The following is an 18,744-nucleotide window of genomic DNA, read 5'->3' as shown; positions in this document are numbered from 1 at the left end:
AGGCAATGCAAATGAACAGTGCAGAGAACAGCACGGCAGCCCCCGGCGGGCCCCTGGACATCGATCCCGCACTCAAGGCCCTGGCGGCCGCCCTCCACGGTGAGGGTCCCGCCGTCGAACTTTCCCTCGGCGCGGACGGCGCCCTGGTGGTGGGACACGTCGAAACCCCCGGCTGCGACGACGCCGTGGCGGTGGTCCGCACCTCCGGATCCACCGGCACGCCCAAGGCGACCATCCTGACGGTGGAATCCCTGGCGGCGTCCTCCATGGCCACGGCGCTGGCGCTCAAGGGCGAGGGCCAGTGGCTGTTGGCGCTGCCCGTCCAGTACGTGGCCGGCATCCAGGTGCTGGTCAGGTCGCTGTTCGCCGGCACCCGGCCCTGGGTGATGGACATGTCCGGCGGGTTCACGCCGGAGGCCTTCACCCAGGCGGCCCTGGAACTGACGGACAAGATCCGCTTCACGTCCCTGGTCCCCACGCAGCTGCGCCGGCTGCTGGACCACCCCTCCCCCGAGACCCTCGCCGTGCTCCGCCGCTTCAACGCCATCCTGCTGGGCGGTGCGCCCGCGCCGGCGTCGCTGCTGGCAGCCGCCACGGAGGCCGGGGTCCGCGTAGTCACCACGTACGGTTCGGCCGAAACCTCGGGCGGCTGCGTCTACAACGGCTACCCGATGGAGGGCGTCTCCATGCGCGTGGCCGAGGACGGCCGGATCCTGCTGGGCGGCGACACCATCACCGCCGGCTACCTTGAGGCCCCGGATGAGGAAACCCGCACCTTCTTCGAGGAGGACGGCGTGCGCTGGTACCGGACCAGCGACCTGGGCAGCATTGACGGCGACGGCCGGCTCACCGTCCTGGGCCGGGCTGACGATGTGATCATCACCGGCGGCGTTAAGGTTTCCGCCGCGCTGGTGCAGGCTGAGCTGGAGAAGAACGACGGCGTCTCCGCGGCTTTTGTGGCCGGCGTTCCGTCCACGGAATGGGGCCAGGCCGTGGCGGCCTACGTCGCGTTCGCCGGGGCGGAGGGCGGCAGCGGGGACCCCGCCGCCGGGCTGGCCGCCGAATGGCACGATGCCCTGGGGCACCTCGCCCCCAAAACCGTGCTGGTGGCGCCGGACCTGCTGATGCTCCCCAACGGCAAACCTGACCGGCTGGCCATGACAGCGGAGCTCAGCGCCCGGCACGCGGGAAAGTAGAGTGGACCTGCACCATTGCGGCGGCCGCGTAGCCGGCCTGCCGTTTTCCCGAACCAACATGAGGTACTGACCGTGGCCACAGCCGCTCAATGGATCCAAGGCGCCCGACTCCGGACGCTGCCTGCCGCGATTGCGCCGGTGCTGATCGGCTCCGCCGCCGCCTACGGGATGGATTCATTCCTTCTGTTCAACGCCATCCTGGCGGCGCTCGTGGCGCTGCTGCTGCAGGTGGGCGTGAACTTCGCCAATGACTACTCGGACGGCATCCGCGGCACGGATGATGACCGGGTGGGTCCGCTGCGCCTGGTGGGGTCAGGGGCCGCCAAGCCGAACCATGTGAAACTCGCCGCGTTCGCGTGCTTTGGCGTGGCCATGGCGTTTGGCCTGGTCCTGGTGGTCATCACCCAGAGCTGGTGGTTGATCCTGGTGGGGCTGGGCTGCGTCATGGCGGCCTGGGGCTACACCGGCGGCAAAAACCCGTACGGCTACATGGGCCTGGGCGACGTGTTTGTGTTTGTGTTCTTCGGCCTGGTGGCCACGCTGGGCACCACCTATACGCAGGCGGGCCAGATCGACCTGCCTGCCATCATCGGCGCCGTGGGAACCGGCCTGATCGCCACCGCCCTGCTGATGGCCAACAACGTCCGGGACATCCCCACGGACTTGCAGGCCGGCAAAAAGACCCTGGCCGTCCGGCTGGGCGACAAGCACGCCCGGGAAAGTTACGTCCTGATGCTGGCCGTGGCCATCCTGCTGGTGGTCATCCTGGCCCCGACCCGCCCGTGGATGCTGATTGTCCTGCTGCTGATCCCCGCGTGCCTGATGCCCGCCTGGCTGATGATCAACGGCCGCAAGCGCAAGAGCCTGATCCCGGTCCTGAAGCAGACCGGCCTGATCAACCTCGGATACAGCGTGCTGTTCGCCGCAGGCCTGGTGCTCAGCCACGGCTTCTAGCAAACGCTAGCTGCGGGCCCCGGGGTCCTTGGTGTTGTTGCTGATGGCGATGTCCGGGTTGGCGTCCAGCAGGGCGTCCTCGGCGTTGGCGTCCTGGACCTCCCCGGCGGACCGCATGGGCTTGGCCTTGCCGGAGAACCGGTGGTGCAGGTTGGCTGCGGCGGCGTCACGCTGCTTCTGGAAAAAGAGGTAGCTGACGGCGAACGCAATCAGCGCAGCGCAGATGACTGACATCAGGGCGCCCAACTGCAGGATCGTGAACAACACAAAAAGCGGGACGAACAGCGCAAGACGGATGAGGGAATATTTCAAAAAGGCCACAGTCAAGTTTAGCGGCCTCCCGCCCGGGCCCTTGCCCTGCAGGTAACGATAGACTTGATGGCATGCTCTTCCGTGTGGCTCTGGCCGTCGCAGTCCTCGTCATCTTCGTGTATGGCCTCGTGGATGTGATCCGTACCGACGCCCGTCAGACCCGGGGCATCTCCAAACCGGCCTGGATCGTAGTGATGATCGTCCTGCCCGTGGTCGGCGCGATCCTGTGGCTGCTGATCGGCCGCCCGCGCGGCACCCCGCCGCAGCAGCAGGCCCGACGCCACCCCACCGCCCCGGACGACGATCCCGAATTCCTGCGGAACCTCGAGTCCCGCCGGCGCAACCAGGCTGAGGCGGAGCGGCTGAAGAAACTGCAGGCCGACCTTGAAGCCCGGGACCGGCAAGAGGGCACCGGCACGGACAAACACGAATCCGACGAACACGACGCAGACGGGCTGAAGTAGCAGCCCACTCCCCCGGCAACACCGCAACACCGACAACACACAACGGGCCCTGCCCGGCTGAATCAGCCAGGCAGGGCCCGTTGTGGTTTGCAGCCCCCTCCGGGGCGTTGCAGGTGCCTTACAGCCCCGAGTAGGAGTGCAGGCCGTTGAAGAACTGGTTCACGATGGTGAAGTTGAAGACCACGCACAGGTAGCCAACGATCGAGAGCCAGGCTGCCCGGGTTCCGGTCCAGCCCCTGGTGGCGCGTGCGTGCAGGTAGCCGGCGTAGACCACCCAAATGACGAAGGTCCAGACTTCCTTGGTGTCCCAGCCCCAGAACCGGCCCCAGGCCTTCTCGGCCCAGATGGCACCGAACATCAGCGTGAAGGTCCAGCCGATGAAAGCGATGGCGTTGATGCGGTAGGAGAGGTTTTCCAGGCTCAGCGCGGACGGGACCAGGCGCATGAAGCCCAGCTTGTCCGCGCCGCCGGCAGCCACGGTCTTCTGCCGGTGCGACTGCACCAGCTGCAGCGCGGACATGGCGAACGTCAGGGTGAACAGGGCGGAGGAGAGCACCGCGATGGAGACGTGGATGATCAGCCAGTAGCTCTGCAGGGCCGGCACCAGGTGCCCCACCGGGGTGAAGTAGGCAACGGATGCCGCCACCAGCATGATGATGGCCAGGCCCACCACAAAGGTTCCCAGGAACCGCAGGTCGCGGCGGATCAGCACCAGCAGGAAGACGGCAACGGCCACAAACGCGCCGGTGGTCAGGAATTCGTACATGTTGCCCCACGGCACCCGCCCGGCGCCCAACGCGCGGGTGATGACGCCGGCGGCGTGGATGAGGACGCCCAGGACGGTCAGGGCCACGGCAATACGCGCGGGGGCGCGGCGCTCGGCGGCGTACTTCATGTCGCCGTCGGCGGTGATGACCCCACCGCCGTTTCCGGCAGCCGCGGACGACGACGGCCGTTCGGCCCGGCCCGCAGGCCCGGCCAGATGCGACGCGTCGGAGCGGGAACCGGCTTGCGCCGCCCCGGCCGCAACCGGCACCCTGGTGGGCGACTCGGCCTGCGCGGCCTTCAGGTCGATGGCGCGCAGGGCCTTGCTGCTTTTGGCCAGGTCCCAGGCAAACGCGATGAACGCGATGGTGTAGGTGCCAGCGGCCAGCAGCATAAAGAGCTCGCTGTACTGGCCCATGGTCTCGTTGATTCCGAACGGCATTACTGGTCCTTTTCGGGCCCGGCGGGGCCTGCTGGGGTGGGGGAGCCTGCGTTATTATCGCGCTTGCTGCTGGGAGTTTGCTGGGATGCGTCCGGGGATTCGGGTTCCAGCTGCCATTCGGTGGCGAACAGCCCCTTCAGGGCTGCCGCTTCGGCGGCCAGCCGGTGGTCCTCGCCGCGGGCCAGGAGGCCGTATTCCACCATGGTCCGGCCGTCCTCATGGGTCCCGGTCCGGACCCAGACGCGGCGCCGGTTGATGTAGAGGGACAGGATAAGCCCGGCGACAGCCAGCAGCGCGAACGCCAGGGCGTAGGCCTGGCCGGGGTTGTGGTGGATGTCCACGCCGATGTAGCGCTTGACGCCGTCGAAGCTGATGCTGCCCTTACCGTCCGGAAGGGTGTAGGAGGCGCCGGGGGTGAGGGTGATGCCGCCGGCGTCGAGGTTCCGGGCGTTGAGCGGCGTGAGGTCCTCAACGTCGAGTTCGAAGACGTTCTGCGGTGCCCCGTTGTCCAGTCCCAGGTCCCCGTAGTAGGAGTTCAGCGTCAGCTGCGGGTTGAAGAGTTCGGGGTCGGCGCTGAAGGAGACGCCTTCCGGAGTGATGAACGCGGTGGGCAGGAAGAAGCCCACAAAGCCCAGCTGGTCCGGGGCGGCGTCGGGAACCTTGATCACCACGGAGGAGTAGTAGTTGTCGCCCTGGAGCTTGGCCACCACCGGGCCCTGCATGGACACGTTGCCGTCACCGTCGCGGACGGTCACCACGGGGGCGTAGCCGTTACCGGTGAGGTAGATGCTGGTGCCGCCCAGGGTGATGGGGTCGTTGACTTTGAGGGTCTCGTCCCGGGCGGGGGCGTCCGGGTTTTCCTTGGTGGTGACAGCCGCCGAAAAGTCGATGGGCTGGCCGAACTTACCCTGGGATTCCCGGTCGAAGGTGATGTCGAACTTGTTCAGCTGGATGGAGTACGGTTCCAGCTGCCCGGACTGGAAGTTGGTGCCGGGGGTGAACTGGTCGTAGCCCACCAGCGTGTTCACAAACGTGTCACCCTCCACCAGGATGCGCTGGCCGCTGTAGCCGAACAGGCCGCCCAGCGCCACGGAGACCAGGACACCGATCAGCGAGGTGTGGAAGATGAGGTTGCCCACCTCCTTGGCGAAGCCGCGTTCGGCACCGATCGAAGGCCGCGCGCCGTCCGCGTCCCGGACGTCCACGCGGTAGCCGCGCTTCCGGAGCAGCCCGGCGGCGCCGTTGATGGCGTCCGACGCCGGGATCCCGGCGTCGGCCGGTATCACCAGGGTGCCGTACTCGGGGAGGCGGGAGAGACGTTTGGGGGTCCGCGGCGGTTGCGACCGCATCGCCTTGAAGTGGGCGATGGCGCGGGGCACCACGCAGCCGATCAGGGAGACAAAAAGCAGCAGGTAGATCGCCGAGAACCACGCGGAGGAATACACATCGTAGAGCTGCAGCGCATCAAGCACCTTGCCGTAGTCCGGGTTGTCCTTGATGTACTGCGCGACGATCGAGGGGTTCGCGGGGCGCTGCGGGAACAGGGAACCCGGCACCGCGGCAACAGCCAGGAGCAGCAGCAGGAACAGCGCCGTGCGCATGCTGGTCAGCTGGGTCCATGCCCAGCGGAGCATACCTTTGATCCCGAGGGCTGGCAGCGCCGCGTCCGCTTTCGCGGCGGCGACGGGGGCCGGGGATTTCTTTTTTACCTTCACACGCTCGCTCATCAGATCGGCAACTTCACATCGGTTTGGAACCAGTACTGCAGCCCGGTCACCCAGGTTCCCCAGACACCGCTGGCCATCAGGATGCCCAGCAGCACCAGGATGCCGCCGCCGGTCCGCTGGATGGCCAGGCGGTGCTTGCGGAAGAAGGACATCACACCCATCCCCCGGCGGACCGCGAGGGCGATCAGGAGGAAGGGGATGCCCAGGCCCAGGCTGTACACAAAGGCCAGGAAGGCGCCCTTGGCGGCGGAGGAGCCGCCGGACAGGCTCAGCAGCTGCACTGCGGAGTAGGTGGGGCCGATGCACGGCGCCCAGCCCAGCCCGAAGGTCAGCCCCAGCAACGGGGCGCCCCAAAGGCCGGCGGGCGGCTTGGCATGGATCTTGGCGTCGCGCTGCAGCCAGCCGAGGCCACCCATAAAGACCACACCCATGATGATCACCAGGAGGCCCAGCAGCTGCGTGATCCAGGCGTTCTGCGAGCCGGTGATCAGGGTGCCCAGCTGGCCGAACGCGCCGCCCAGCAGGACAAAGATCACGGAGAAGCCCAGGACAAAGAGCCCGATTCCGGCGAACATCCGGCCGCGTTTCTGCTTCTGCAGGTCAACGCCGCTGAGCCCGGTCACGTATCCCAGGTAGCCGGGCACCAGGGGCAGTACGCACGGTGAGAGGAAAGACACCAGGCCGGCCAGCAGCGCCACCGGGATGGCCAGCAGCAGCGAGCCGTTGAGGATGGTTTCAGCGAAGGGGCTGTTCACGGGCGCCCGGGGCTACTCTGCCACGGCGGCGGTAATGAGGGCTTTCAGCGTGCCTTTTTGGATCTCGCCAAGGACGCGGGAAGCCACCCGGCCCTGCTTGTCCAGGACCAGGGTGGTGGGGACCGCGCCGGGAGGGACCAGCCCCGAGACGGCCAGCAGCACGCCGCCGTCCTTGTCGTCGAAGCTGGGGTAGGTGAGGTTGAACGTCTTATCGAACGCTTCAGCCGTGGCTTTCTCGTCCCGGAGGTTCACGCCGAAGAACTGGACGCCCTGGTCCTTGAACTCCAGGTGCAGTTCCTCCAGGAGCGGCGCCTCGACGCGGCACGGCGCGCAGGCGGCGAACCAGAAGTTCAGCACCGTGACCTGGCCCTGGAAGTCGGCGGGTGCCACGTCAGTGCCGTTAAACAGGGTGCCGCTGACCTGGATGGCGGATTTGCGGTCCGCGGCGGCGAATTCGGTGACGGAGCCGTCACCGGCCACGTAGTTTTTGTTGTCCCCTGCCTTGGCCTGCTTGGCCAGGGCGTCCTCCTGGGCGCAGCCGGAAAGGCCAACTGTCAGGGCCGTCAGGGCCAGGCCGCCGGTGACCAGCATGCTGCGGCGCGAGGTGAGGGGCAGGTTGCCGGTCCCCCGGTCGATGTTCCGGGCCATGGTCAGGCTCCCGGGGTGCTGGCCGCACCGGGGAGGAGTGCGGCAGCGGGCTCGCTGTAACGGACGTCCGCAAGGTTCCCGCCGTCGTCGAACACCAGGGAGGTCACCGACGTGAGCGTGCATTCGCGCTTGCGTGGATCGTGCCACAGCCGGCGGCCTTCCGCGCTGAGCCGCGTGGCCCAGATGGGGAGCTGGTGGCTGACCATGATGGCCTCGGGGCCGTCAGCGCCGAAATCGCCTGCAGCCAGGCTGATGGCCTGGAGCCTGGCGTCCTGGACGGCGGCCATCATCCGTGCCGCCTGCTCCTTGTACGGTTCGCCCCAGGAGGGCCGCAGCGGGTTGACCAGGTGCGGCCAGTGCCGGGGCCGGCGAAGCTCCGCCTTGCTGACCTTCATGCCCTCGAAGTAGTTCTGGGCCTCGATGATCCGGCTGTCCGTATGGACCGGCAGGTGCAGGGCGTCAGCCGTGGGCGCGGCGGTTTCCTGGGCCCTGACCAGCGGTGACGCTGCCAGGTAGGTGATGCGGGCACCGGCGGCGGCCCGTTCCCGGAAGTATTCCGCCAGCAGCTGGGCCATCTCCTGGCCCAGCCGGGACAGGTGGAATTCGGGCAGCCTGCCGTACAGGACGCCATCAGGATTATGGACCTCGCCGTGGCGGAGCAGATGGACAGTGGCTTGGGGCATGTTTACCAGTTTCTCAAAGATGGCGTGCGATCCGAAATCTTCTACATCCAGTAGAACTTAAGTTTTTGAAGAAATGTTCCGCGGGAGGGAACAAAACATGCAAATGCATGTTTATACTGGATGCAGCAGTTAGTTGAGACTTCAAGTTATCGAGTCCCAGCGAACCGAACCCGGCATAACACCTCAAGGAGCACACCATGGCACTTCCCGCAGACATCACCACCGGCACCTGGACCCTCGACAACTCCCACAGCGAGATCGGCTTCACCGTCCGGCACGCAGGCATCAGCAAGGTCCGCGGCCAGTTCACCGACGCAGCCGCCACCCTTGAGCTGGCCGAGGACGTCGCCGATTCCCGGATTAACGCCACCATCAAGACCGCCAGCTTCGACTCCGGCGACGCCAACCGCGACGGCCACGTCCGCGGCGGCGACTTCTTCGACGTCGAGCAGTTCCCGGAAATCTCCTTCGTTTCCAACGGCCTGGTTGCCAAGGGCAACAGCTACGAACTCGCCGGCGACCTCACCATCAAGGGCGTTACCCGTCCGGTCACCCTGGACACCGAATTCAACGGCGTGGCCGTTGACCCGTTCGGCAACACCCGCGCCGGCGTCTCCGCCGAGACCACCATCAGCCGCAAGGACTTCGGCCTCACCTGGAACGCCGTCCTGGAGACCGGTGGCGTCCTGGTCAGCGACAAGGTTGCCATCAGCCTGGAACTGGCCTTCATCGCTCCGGCCGCGTAACTGATCGCCCCCGCTGCCTGACTGGCAGTACCCGGAACCCCGGCACCGGACCGTCAGGTCCAGTGCCGGGGTTCGGCGTTTAACGCCCCGGCCGCGCAGCCCGCGGGCCCTCGGAATACCTCCCAGGAATGACCCATAACGCGCACCCGCAAGGGTACGGTGGAAGGAAGCCATGCTGGGGGTACGGCCCAGGTCCGCTCCCCCGGCAGCCCACCTGGAAATCCGAGAGCAAAGGACCGCTTCATGAGCACTCCTCCCGTCCCGAATGATCCGCAGTCAGGCGAGCCGCAGCCCGGCCAGCCCCGCTATGGCGAAAACGCACCGCAGTACGGCCAAAACCCGCCGCAGTACGGCCAGCAGCCGGGCCAGGACGCACCGCAGTACGGCCAGAACCCGCCGCAGTACGGCCAGCAGCCGGGCCAGGACGCACCGCAGTACGGCCAGAACCCACCGCAGGCTCCCGCCTGGAACCAGCAGCCTGCCGGACAGCCCCCGTACGGCCAGTCGCCCTATGCGCAGTCCCCGTACGGGCAGCCTGAGGATGCCGGCACCAATGGCGTTCCGCAGCTGGTGACCATCTCCTTCTGGCTCATCATCGCCTCGGCCGTGATCTATGTAATCTCGATGTTCACCGGCCTGGGCCAGCTGGATGATCCTGCAATGCGCGGTCCCATCGACGATCAGCTTGAGGGCAGCGGAGTCTCCTATGAAGACGTCAAGGGCTTTATGACCGGCTCCCTGGTGGTCTTCGCCATCATCGGCGTTGCCCTGTACCTCCTGGTGGCCTTCTTTGTCCGCAAGGGCAAGAACTGGGCCCGCATCCTGGGCACCGTCTTCGCGGCGCTGTCCATCATCGGCCTCTTTGGCATCCCCTCCATCGGCACCCTGGGCACCGTGGCCGGCATTGTGGCAATCGTGCTGCTTTACCTGCCCAAGGCTGCGCCCTACTTTCGGAAGCAGCAGCCGTTTGCCAACCCATACGGCGGCAGCCCGTACGGCCGCTAAGCCCGGCTGAAACCACCACCCCTGCGGGCGTGGGCCCCGGAACCGCCGGAACCTAGGCGGTCTGACCCGGGGCCTGCGCCCGCTGTGCGTGGTACGCAAGAATCTGCAGTTCGGTGGCCATGTCCACCTTTCGCAGGTTGACGCCCTCGGGGACCTGCAGCATCACGGGGGCGAAGCTGAGGACACTGTTCACTCCGGCCGCCACCACCCTGTCGCAGACGCCCTGGGCAACGGCGGCCGGCAAAGCCAGCACCACCATGTTCGCCCCTGTGCGCTGCAGCACGGCTTCAAGGTCTGCCACGTCGCTGACACGCAGCCAGCCCACCTCGTTCCCCACCACCATCTGGTCGGCATCGAAGATGGCCACCACGTCAAAGCCGCGGGACTCGAACCCGCCATACCTTGCCAATGCCTTGCCCAGGTTGCCGGCACCAACGATTGCGACTTTCCAGTCGTGGGTCAGGCCCAGGGCGGCGGCAATGTGGCGGCTGAGGTACTGCACCTCGTAGCCCACACCGCGGGTGCCGTAGGAACCCACATGGGAGAGGTCCTTGCGCAGCGTGGCTGAACTGACGCCGGAGGCCTCGGCCAGGGACTCGGAGGAGACCCGCTCCACACCGTCAGCCAGGAGCGTATTGAGGGCGCGCAGATAAATGGTCAACCGGGCCACGGCCGCGGGGGGAATCTGCTTGGCCGAGGCGTCCGGCAGGTCCGGGACAGCCTGGGGCGTTGGGTCCAGCGAAGTCACCAGCCCCTCCTTGCATCACGTTGGAACTCCACTCTAAAGCCCCGGCGCCAGTGCCAACAAAGCACCTGCCCGCAAAGGCCGGCCGCCTGCCACGTGCGGTCCCTACTCCGCCAGCGCGCGCCGCAGGAGCCGGGCCAGCCGGTTTTCATCAATTTTCCAGAAGTCGCGCTGCACCCCGTCCACCAGCACCACGGGAATCTCCTCGGCATACCGCTCGCGGAGTTCCGGCTGCTGGTCCACCTGTTCCTCGGACCACTCCAGCCCCAGTTCAGCGGCCACCCTGCCCACGGTGCGGCGGGCCTCCTCGCACAGGTGGCAGTCGGCTTTGGTGATCAGGACAACGGTGGGTGCAGCCATGCCTTAACCGTAGCCCCGCTGACGCTGCCCGGTGACGCGACGCCGCCGGGCCTGCGGATTGACTAGACTCGAGTCCATGCCCGTGGAGAGATATGTCGCCGTCGTCACAAGCCCGGTTGCTGCGCCGCAGCAGGGCGAGGCGGCGTTCTTCGACGTGGACAACACCCTGATGCGCGGTGCCAGCCTGTTCCACGTGGCCAGGAAGATGCACCAGCGCGGGGCGTTCACGCTGCGGGAGGCCGCGGGCATGGCGTGGAAGCAGTTCAAGTTTGTTGCCCGTGGCGAAAACATCGACGACGTCCATGCCGTCCGCGATTCAGCCCTCACCCTCGCCGCCGGCATCAGTGTTGCCGACATCAAGGCGCTCGGCGAGGAAGTCTATGACGAGATGATCGCCTCCCGGATCTGGCCCGGGGCCAAGGCCCTGGCCCAGCAACACCTCCGGGTGGGCAGGCGGGTGTGGCTGGTGACCGCCACTCCCATCGAAGTCGCCACAGTGATTTCCACCCGGCTGGGACTCACCGGAGCCCTGGGCACCGTGGGTGAAGTGGCGGACGGCCTTTACACGGGCCGCCTGGTGGGTGACATCCTGCACGGCTCCGCCAAAGCGGTGGCCGTCCGGGGAATTGCGGAAGCCGAGGGCCTGGACCTGTCGCGCTGCTGGGCCTACAGCGACTCCTACAACGACATCCCGCTGCTGAGCCTGGTGGGGCACCCGGTGGCCATCAACCCGGACGCCCGGCTCCGGCGGCACGCCCGGGACAACAACTGGCCAGTGTACGACTTCCGCGCCGGCCGCCGCGCCGCGACCTTCGGCCTGAAGGTGGCAACCGCCTGCGGCGCCGTCTACGGCCTGTGGAAAGGTTTCGCCCGGATCCGCGGCCCCCGCATCTAGCTGGCAGTTGTTGTCGTTATGAGCGCTCATAACGACAACAATTGCTACCTAGTTGGGAGAGGGCAGCAAAATGCCCGCCACCTGGAAGGCGACGGGCATTTCCACGCTGTACGAAGTATCTCTACTTCTTATTGCGGCGCTGGTGACGGGTCTTGCGAAGCAGCTTGCGGTGCTTCTTCTTGGCCATACGCTTGCGACGCTTCTTAATAACTGAACCCACGAAAGTTCCTCACAAACTAGATGCAGTACCTGTCTGTTGGGATGGTCCGTGGACAAAGCTACGAACTGCACAACCGACAGATTCCAACAATGACGTAAAACGTTCCTTAACAGGGTACCGCTTTCCGGGGGCGGCTTCTGACAACAAAGCGCACCACAGGCTCACGGTGCCCCATTAAGGCTGAAAACCTCAGGCGGTTTCGGTATGCCCGTCGACAACAGCACCCTTGAGGTACTGGTCCACGGCATTCTCGGGGACCCGGTAGGACCGGCCGAAGCGCACCGCCGGCATTTCACCGGAGTGCACCAGCCGGTACACGGTCATTTTGGAGACGCGCATGACCTGGGCTACTTCAGCCACTGTCAGGAACTTCGCGTTGGAGAAGTTCTGTTCTGCCGACATTTCCCTATTTTCCTTTGCTGACGGATGGACACAGAGACCCCAGGTACTTGCCAATGCGGTGTTCTTGATGCTGAGCCCATCCACCAACCACTTATTTAGATACTGTAGATGTTCCTGTGGCAGATGTGAAAGTAGTGCGACGGCTTATTTTGCCGTCCGGCGTTTCCGTGCGGAGGCAGCCAGCTGGGCCAGGACAGACACGGAGACGTCCCAGTCCATGCAGGCGTCGGTGACGCTCTGGCCGTAGACCAGCGCGTCCCGCCCTGCGCGGTGTTCGGCAACGTCCAGGTTCTGCGAGCCGCCCACCAGGAAGCTTTCGAGCATCACGCCGGCAATCGCCTGTGCCGACGGGCCGCCGTCCTCGAGCTGGGCGCCGATTTCCAGGGCCACCTCTGCCTGGCGGTGGTGGCTCTTGCCGCTGTTGGCGTGGCTTGCGTCCACGATCAGGCGCGGGTTCAGGCCCTTGCCTGCCAGCTTGCCGGAGGCGGCCTGGACGTCCACGGCGGAGTAGTTGGGGCCCTTCCGGCCGCCGCGGAGGATGACATGGGTGTCGGGGTTTCCGGCGGTGGACACCAGCGCGGCCCGGCCGTCGCCGTCGATCCCCAGGAACGCCTGGGCAGCCCCGGCGGCACCGCAGGCGTCGATGGCCACCTGGAGGTCGCCGTCGGTCCCGTTTTTGAACCCGATGGGCATGGACAGCCCCGAAGCGAGCTGCCGGTGGATCTGGCTTTCGGTGGTCCGCGCCCCGATGGCGCCCCAGGCGATGAGGTCCGCCATGTACTGCGGGCTGATGGGTTCAAGGAATTCGGTGGCCGTGGGCAGGCCCAGCGCGGTGACCTGCTGGAGGAAGTGCCGGGCGGTGCGCAGGCCGGTGACCATGTCGTGGCTGCCGTCCAGTCGCGGGTCGTTGATCAGGCCCTTCCAGCCCACTGTGGTGCGGGGCTTTTCGAAGTAGGTCCGCATGACGATCAGCAGGTCGGCTTTGTGCTGCTCCGCCTGGCTGACCAGCCGGCGGGCGTATTCCAGCCCGGCTTTGGGATCGTGAATGGAGCAGGGGCCCACAATGACCAGCAGGCGGTCATCCAGTCCGTCCATGATGGCGCGGACCTCGTCGCGGCCGCGTTCCACCACGGTGGCTTCCCGGGTGTCCAGCGGCAGCTCGGCGATGAGCTCCTGGGGCGTGGGGAGGGCCGTGAATTCGCTGACGCGCAGGTTGGACGTGGATTTTGCTGCGGGTGCGGCGGCTGATGCGGTGCTCATGATGGGTCCTGTTCCGGGAGAGGAAGCGGGCCCAGAATCAGAACCCGCCGGGAAATGGCGAAGGGCAGAGAATGGTCTCTGCCCTGTTGGCTCTGAAGGAAAGTTGGATGCGTGTCAGTTAGACGCGGGCCCCTCCAGAGCCAACGAAAAATACGCATACCAACGGTTAGTCATGGAAAGACCCTAACCGGGCGGCGCGGGCAGCGCAAAATTCCGGCGTCACACTCCGTCCCAGGCTTGTCCGCGGGACCGGCCCTTGAAGGACCTGCTGCGCGGACAAGCCAAGGAATCGTCCGACGGCGGCCGGCACCTGGCCGGCGACGGTCACCTAGCCAACCACAGTGACCGTCCTGGCCGGGGTGAACGCCGGCAGGTAGGTGCTGGAGCCGAGGTATTTCGCTTGCAGGACGTGCTTGCCGTAGCGCAGCGAGGTGTGGGTGTAGCCGGCCTTGCCGTTGACCAGTTTCACCGGCGCGCCCACCTTGGTGTTCCAGTCATAGAACTGCACCCACCCCGTGGGCGTTGCGCCGCCGCCAACAGCCGGCATGATGACGGCCTGCACCGTGACAGCAGTCCCCGGCCGGATGTCGCCGTGGTGCGAGCTGTGGAACTCACCCTTCACCGCGGCAAGGGCAGGCGTCACGGTGTGGGTCACCGGCCCGGAGGTTGACCCGAAGTAGTCGCCCTCCGCGTGCCTGAATTCTACGGTGAACACGTGCTGGCCCGCGGGCAGGTTGTTGATGGTGAAGACCGACTGCCAGCCCGGTCCGGGGGCCTGGGCCTGGACCTCGACGCCGTCGACAATCAGCACCAGGCTTCCCAGCGGCGTTCCGGTCAGTGGCCCTGATGGGAGCGCCGTGGCCCGCGCCGTGACGGTAACGGGTGCACCGAACACCGATGTGCCAGCCGGCGTAACGGTGATGGCCGTCCTGGTCCCCGGCCCGCTGATGGCAGTAATCGAGAACCTGATGGTTTTGGGGGCGAAGGTGCTGTCCCCCGAGTATCTGGCCTTGAAGAAGGTCGTTCCCAGGGCGAGGACCGGCGAGTCCATCAGCGCCAGCCCAAGGAACGGTTCTTCGGTGTCGACGTCCCCCACGCCAAGCACCGTGCCATCGGCGTCGGACAACAGGCTGACGGTTCCCGACGGGACACCTGTACCTGGCGCGGCCGGAACGACGCCTGCCGCCACCAGGACCGGGGCGTCCGCGAAGGGAAGCCCGAACGCATTGGCGCTCAGCGTGACCTCCGCCCTGCCTGTTCCGTAGGAGCTGGTTCCGGCAGCCTGCGCGGGCCCGGCCAGGCCTGCAAACGCGATGGTGATTGCCGCAAGGACCGGCAGGATGATGCCAACCCGCCGGAACCGGCTGGGTGCCGCTGTTGGAGGTGCGGCGTTGGATGCTGTGTCCATGTGGTTTCACTTTCCCGATGACTAAATGTCACGGAAAGCCCCAGCACCTCCGCAGGCCTGGTGTGGCCAACAGGCACAGGATAGTCCCGTCCCCCACCGCGCGGTAGGGACAGGAAGGGCTAAGCCAGCATCTTGCGGAGAAATTGCAGCTGCCTAATCCAGTGGTGCTCCTGGCCGCCCTCGTGGTTGTTGAACCTGTACACCTCGATGTCCTTGGCCACGCCGGCCGCGGGTGCGCCCGGCTCCCCCGTGCCGTAGGCGTTGAAGCTGGCAAACACGGTGGATGGCGGGCAGATGTCATCCATCTGGGCCGCCGAATAAAGGGCCGGCGCGGTGGCGAGGCGGGCCAGGTTGACGCCGTCGAAGTAGCGCAGCACGTCCAGGATGGAATCGTAGCTGTCCCGGTGCCGGGCCAGGAACGCGGCGATCTCCGGGTACGGCCCGCGCGGAGTGATGTCGATGGCGCGGGGGAAGTCCTGCAGGAACGGGACATCCGGCAAGGCGGCGATGACCCCGTCCAGGCGGCCGGCCGCAAGCCCGGCAGCGGCCACCACAATGCCGCCGCCCTGGCTGACGCCGGCCAGCACCACTTTGGCAGGGTCGACGGCGGGGTGGGCCTGGGCAGCCTCCACGGCACGGAAGGCGTCCATATAGACACGCCGGTAGTAGTAGTCCTCGCGGTTCCCGATGCCGCGGGTCATCAGGCCTGCGTGGGCCACTCCGCCTGCGGAGGGATGCGGGTCCGGTGTCTCCCCCAGGGTCCCGCCGTAGCCCTGGCCCCGGGTGTCCATGATGAAGTGGGCGTACCCGGCCTGCGCCCAGCGGGTGTCCTGGTTGACCAGTCCTCGGCCGCCCGAGTAGCCCACGTAGTGCACCACCACGGGCAGCCGGGTTCCGGCGTCGCGGTGCGCCGGCAAGTGCAGCCAGCCCTTGATGGGCGCGCCTCCGAAGCCTGCGAACGTGACGTCGAAGGTGTCGATGACCGTGAGGTGGTTCTCCACGGGTTCAAACGTTGGCGCCAGCGGGAAAGCCCTGGTTTCCTCGACGGTGGCGTCCCAGAACGCCGCAAAGTCATCCGGTGCTGTGACGTGGCTGCTGTAGCTGCGCAGCTGGGCGAGGGGCAGGTCAAAGAGTGGCATGCGGTGGTCCGGTCCTGTTGCTGGTGGAAGTGGTTTTCTGCTGATCCTAGGTCGTTTGGGGCGCAGCGTCATGCCGTGATGACGCCGTGTTCAGTACCAGCCCGCCGCCGGCTCCGAGGGTGATGGCGGCCGGCTCTCCGGGCAGCAGCCGGAGGGCCAGGATTTTGTCCCCGGACCGGAGCTGGACGGTGGCTTCGCGCTGGGCGGCAAGGGTGGCCCCGACCAGCCGGCCGTCCCGCCACTCGAGGTCCACTTCCACCCCGGGGCGGGCGCGGAGCCGGTTGGCTTTGCCGGCGGGAAGCTCGGCCGGCAGGGCTGGAAGCAGCTCGATTTCCTGCACCCCGGCGGCGGTCCGGTGGCTCTGGACCAGGCACTCAGCCACGCCGGCCACAAAGCCGAAGTTGCCGTCGATCTGGAACGGCGGGTGGGCCCCGAAGAGGTTCGGGTACAGCCCGCCGCTGTGACCCGACCGTTCGGCGGCCATGTCCCGGAAGTACAACCTGAACAGGTCGCTGACCTTCTCCGGCTGCCGGAGCCGGGCCCGCAGGAGGATTTTCCAGGCCAGGGACCAGCCGGTGGATTCGTCGCCGCGGCCGTCGAGGCTGGCTTTGACGGCCGCCTCGAGCTCCGGTGCCAGCGGTGTATCGCCGGGGTAGGCGAGGTAGAGGTGGCTGACGTGGCGGTGGTCCTGCTCCCACTCTTCCGGGTCGGCCAGCCATTCGCGCAGGCGGCCGTTGCGCCCGGGCGCGGGTTCCGGCAGCCGGGGCAGGGCACGCCGGGCGGCGGCAGCAACGGCGTCGTCCGGCTGGCCCAGCCCGGCCGCCAGGGCGTCCACCATCAGGAAGGTGTCCCGGATCAGCGTCAGGTCCAGGGTGGAGGACTCCGCGACGGCAGCCCGGCCACCGCCGCCGGGGAGGGTGAAGCTGTTTTCCGGCGAGGTGGACGGGATGGTGCCCAGCGTCCCGTCCGGGTTCTCCAGCAGCAGGTCCAGGGCGAAGGCTGCTGCGCCACGGACGGCGGGCCAGGCGGCGTCCCGGGCGAAGCCGGGCCCGGCGGCCCCGAACTGCAGGTGCTCCCACAGGTGGCGGACCAGCCACAGCCCGGCCATGGGCCAGTAGGACCATTCCGGGGAATGCCTGCCGTGCCCCACCGGTTTGCTGTACCCCCAGATATCCGAGTTGTGGTGCACCGCCCAGCCGTCGGCGCCGTAGTACTCCCTGGCCGTGCGGGCCCCGGTCACCTGAAGGGCTTCAATGAGGGCGAACAGGGGCTCCGCGCAGGCAGCCAGGCCCGTGGGTTCCGCGGCCCAGTAGTTCATCTGCAGGTTGATGTTGGTGGTGAAGTTGGAGCTCCACGGCGCGGTCAGCTCGGCGTTCCAGATGCCCTGCAGGTTGGCGGGGGTGCCCTGCCAGGCGGTTCCCGGCCGCGAGCCCGGGTGGCCCGCCCGGGAACTGCAGATCAGCAGGTACCGGCCGTAGTTGAACAGCAGCGCGGCCAGGCCGGGATCTGCCGCCAGCGGCCCGGCCGGATTCCGGTTGGCGGCCAGCAGCCGCTCGGCCGTGTTGGTGCCTTGCCACGGGGGCACGTCAAGGGTGAGGCTGCAGCTGTCGTACAGGGCTGCGTGGCTTGCTTCGTGCCGTTCCAGTAATCCTGCCGGACCGGTTGCCGCTGCGCTGGCGAGCAGTGCCCGGGCGGCGTCGGCAGCGCCGGCCGCCGTGCCCTGCGGTTGCCGGCCGAGGCCGTGGAACGTGGTTTCGGTGGTGATGAACACCGTGGCGCGGTGGACGCCGGTGGCGGCCAGGCCGCCGTCGTCCGCCGCCGCGTCGGTGCCGTCGTGTTCCCAGGACATCACGGCGGCGCCCTGGAGGCTGAGCGAATCATCATCGGAGTAGTCCACGGCGCCGCCGTCGTGGGAAGGCGCGACGCCGGACGGCAGCTTCAGTTCCATGGCCGCGGTTCCTGCCGCCGCGGTCCGCCGGAGGATGCGCAGCGGGGAATCGAGCCGGAGTGCCAGGTCCATGCCCTGCGGCGCACCGGACTCCACCGTCACCACGAGGACTGAGGGGTGGTGGGCCGCAAATGCCTCGATGCGGATGTTGTGGCCCGCCTGCTGGTACCGGGTGCTGTTGACGGCACGGGCCAGGTCCAGGCTGCGGCCGTAGCCGGCGGGGCCCCCGGAATCGCCGGCAACTGCGACCGCCAGGAAAAAGTCGGCGAACGGAAGGTAGGCCTGCGAGTTGCGGTGCTGCAGCTGCTTCATCGTTTCGTGAGCCGCCCCGAAATCACCGGCGCTGATCTGCCCCCGCGCCGCGGCCAGGATGGCGTCCGCTGATTCCCGGCTGAATGCAGGGCCGAGGTCCTGGCTGTGCGGGGAGCCGGACCAGGCCGATCCGTCATTGAGCTGGAACCGGTGCTCCAGTCCGGGCTGCCCGGGGACCGGCGCCCCGCCGAAAACCATGGCTCCCAGGCGTCCGTTGCCCAGCGGCAGCGCTGCCAGCCAGTCGGCTGCGGGCGAGTCATAAGTCAGGGAATGTTCAGTGCGCACGGAATCCAACCCTAGACAATTACATCGATGGAGAGAAGGGGTCCGGCAGGAAATCCCACCCTGCGGCAGGGCC

20 protein-coding genes are annotated in these 18,744 nt (G+C 67.2%); 6 read left to right on the top strand and 14 right to left on the bottom strand.

The annotated features are described in order from the left end of the window. The first annotated feature begins 11 nt into the window (after window positions 1-11). Both ASF72_RS03165 and ASF72_RS03160 read left to right on the top strand, forming a co-directional pair. Window positions 12-1,196: an AMP-binding protein gene (locus tag ASF72_RS03165; RefSeq protein ID WP_200933610.1), complete on the top strand. Its 1,185-nt coding sequence runs from the start codon at window positions 12-14 to the stop codon at window positions 1,194-1,196. A gap of 72 nt (window positions 1,197-1,268) precedes the next feature. Further along, window positions 1,269-2,150 (top strand): 1,4-dihydroxy-2-naphthoate polyprenyltransferase, encoded by an 882-nt coding sequence (locus tag ASF72_RS03160; protein WP_056596539.1) that lies wholly within the window; start codon window positions 1,269-1,271, stop codon window positions 2,148-2,150. Window positions 2,151-2,156: 6 nt separating this feature from the next. On the opposite strand, the gene ASF72_RS03155 is transcribed toward ASF72_RS03160, so the two are convergent. After that, complete coding sequence (locus ASF72_RS03155; protein WP_050684474.1) at window positions 2,157-2,471, bottom strand: DUF4229 domain-containing protein; 315 nt, start codon at window positions 2,469-2,471, stop codon at window positions 2,157-2,159. A 62-nt stretch (window positions 2,472-2,533) separates the two neighbouring features. On the opposite strand from ASF72_RS03155, the gene ASF72_RS03150 reads away from it, so the two are divergent. After that, complete coding sequence (locus ASF72_RS03150; RefSeq protein ID WP_056596536.1) at window positions 2,534-2,926, top strand: PLD nuclease N-terminal domain-containing protein; 393 nt, start codon at window positions 2,534-2,536, stop codon at window positions 2,924-2,926. 118 nt (window positions 2,927-3,044) lie between these two features. On the opposite strand, the gene ccsB is transcribed toward ASF72_RS03150, so the two are convergent. Genes ccsB through ASF72_RS03125 form a run of 5 tightly spaced genes read right to left on the bottom strand, consistent with a single transcriptional unit; the run spans window position 3,045 to window position 7,946 of the window. Next, window positions 3,045-4,133, bottom strand: coding sequence for a c-type cytochrome biogenesis protein CcsB (gene ccsB / locus ASF72_RS03145; protein WP_056596533.1), 1,089 nt, complete (start codon window positions 4,131-4,133; stop codon window positions 3,045-3,047). After that, the gene (gene resB / locus ASF72_RS03140) at window positions 4,133-5,860 is read right to left on the bottom strand and encodes a cytochrome c biogenesis protein ResB (protein ID WP_056596530.1); all 1,728 of its coding nucleotides are present in this window, start codon (window positions 5,858-5,860) and stop codon (window positions 4,133-4,135) included. Before resB ends, ccsB begins: the two co-directional genes overlap by 1 nt. After that, a complete protein-coding gene (locus ASF72_RS03135; RefSeq protein WP_050684438.1) occupies window positions 5,860-6,615 on the bottom strand; it encodes a cytochrome c biogenesis CcdA family protein in 756 nt (251 codons plus the stop codon). The genes resB and ASF72_RS03135 overlap by 1 nt, the downstream gene beginning before the upstream one ends. A gap of 12 nt (window positions 6,616-6,627) precedes the next feature. Next, the gene (locus ASF72_RS03130; protein ID WP_050684473.1) at window positions 6,628-7,206 is read right to left on the bottom strand and encodes a TlpA family protein disulfide reductase; all 579 of its coding nucleotides are present in this window, start codon (window positions 7,204-7,206) and stop codon (window positions 6,628-6,630) included. A gap of 59 nt (window positions 7,207-7,265) precedes the next feature. Further along, the gene (locus tag ASF72_RS03125; RefSeq protein WP_050684437.1) at window positions 7,266-7,946 is read right to left on the bottom strand and encodes a histidine phosphatase family protein; all 681 of its coding nucleotides are present in this window, start codon (window positions 7,944-7,946) and stop codon (window positions 7,266-7,268) included. A gap of 197 nt (window positions 7,947-8,143) precedes the next feature. Between ASF72_RS03125 and ASF72_RS03120 the strand changes: the two genes are divergently transcribed. Further along, window positions 8,144-8,692: a YceI family protein gene (locus ASF72_RS03120; protein ID WP_050684436.1), complete on the top strand. Its 549-nt coding sequence runs from the start codon at window positions 8,144-8,146 to the stop codon at window positions 8,690-8,692. 243 nt (window positions 8,693-8,935) lie between these two features. Further along, a complete protein-coding gene (locus tag ASF72_RS03115; RefSeq protein ID WP_056596527.1) occupies window positions 8,936-9,697 on the top strand; it encodes a Yip1 family protein in 762 nt (253 codons plus the stop codon). Between the two features lie 52 nt (window positions 9,698-9,749). Here the strand turns inward: ASF72_RS03115 and ASF72_RS03110 are convergent, their stop codons facing one another. Further along, window positions 9,750-10,445 carry a redox-sensing transcriptional repressor Rex gene (locus ASF72_RS03110; protein WP_056596524.1) on the bottom strand — a complete coding sequence of 232 codons (696 nt, stop codon included), beginning with the start codon at window positions 10,443-10,445 and terminating at the stop codon, window positions 9,750-9,752. A 102-nt stretch (window positions 10,446-10,547) separates the two neighbouring features. Continuing rightward, window positions 10,548-10,802, bottom strand: a complete 255-nt coding sequence (locus tag ASF72_RS03105) for a glutaredoxin family protein (protein ID WP_050684433.1) — start codon at window positions 10,800-10,802, stop codon at window positions 10,548-10,550. A 76-nt stretch (window positions 10,803-10,878) separates the two neighbouring features. Between ASF72_RS03105 and ASF72_RS03100 the strand changes: the two genes are divergently transcribed. Then, window positions 10,879-11,697, top strand: a complete 819-nt coding sequence (locus ASF72_RS03100; protein ID WP_056596521.1) for an HAD family hydrolase — start codon at window positions 10,879-10,881, stop codon at window positions 11,695-11,697. A 121-nt stretch (window positions 11,698-11,818) separates the two neighbouring features. On the opposite strand, the gene ASF72_RS19920 is transcribed toward ASF72_RS03100, so the two are convergent. The 6 genes from ASF72_RS19920 to ASF72_RS03075 form a co-directional block, all read right to left on the bottom strand. Next, the gene (locus ASF72_RS19920; RefSeq protein ID WP_003792170.1) at window positions 11,819-11,917 is read right to left on the bottom strand and encodes a 30S ribosomal protein bS22; all 99 of its coding nucleotides are present in this window, start codon (window positions 11,915-11,917) and stop codon (window positions 11,819-11,821) included. A gap of 189 nt (window positions 11,918-12,106) precedes the next feature. Next, window positions 12,107-12,319, bottom strand: a complete 213-nt coding sequence (locus ASF72_RS03095) for a helix-turn-helix domain-containing protein (RefSeq protein WP_050686732.1) — start codon at window positions 12,317-12,319, stop codon at window positions 12,107-12,109. A gap of 144 nt (window positions 12,320-12,463) precedes the next feature. Next, window positions 12,464-13,579 carry a 3-deoxy-7-phosphoheptulonate synthase gene (locus ASF72_RS03090; protein ID WP_056596518.1) on the bottom strand — a complete coding sequence of 372 codons (1,116 nt, stop codon included), beginning with the start codon at window positions 13,577-13,579 and terminating at the stop codon, window positions 12,464-12,466. A 328-nt stretch (window positions 13,580-13,907) separates the two neighbouring features. Beyond that, on the bottom strand, window positions 13,908-14,987 hold the full coding sequence (locus ASF72_RS03085) for an Ig-like domain-containing protein (RefSeq protein ID WP_056596515.1): 1,080 nt from the start codon (window positions 14,985-14,987) through the stop codon (window positions 13,908-13,910). 119 nt (window positions 14,988-15,106) lie between these two features. Further along, entirely contained in the window at window positions 15,107-16,126 is a 1,020-nt protein-coding gene (locus ASF72_RS03080; protein ID WP_056596512.1) for an acetylxylan esterase, read from the bottom strand. Between the two features lie 46 nt (window positions 16,127-16,172). Next, a complete protein-coding gene (locus tag ASF72_RS03075) occupies window positions 16,173-18,671 on the bottom strand; it encodes a glycosyl hydrolase family 95 catalytic domain-containing protein (protein WP_162242787.1) in 2,499 nt (832 codons plus the stop codon). Between the last annotated feature and the right edge of the window lie 73 nt (window positions 18,672-18,744).

The organism is Arthrobacter sp. Leaf141, from assembly GCF_001424565.1.
Lineage (GTDB): Bacteria > Actinomycetota > Actinomycetes > Actinomycetales > Micrococcaceae > Arthrobacter.
The sequence above is the reverse complement of the archived record's forward strand: the minus strand, read 5'-3'. Positions and strand labels throughout refer to the sequence as shown.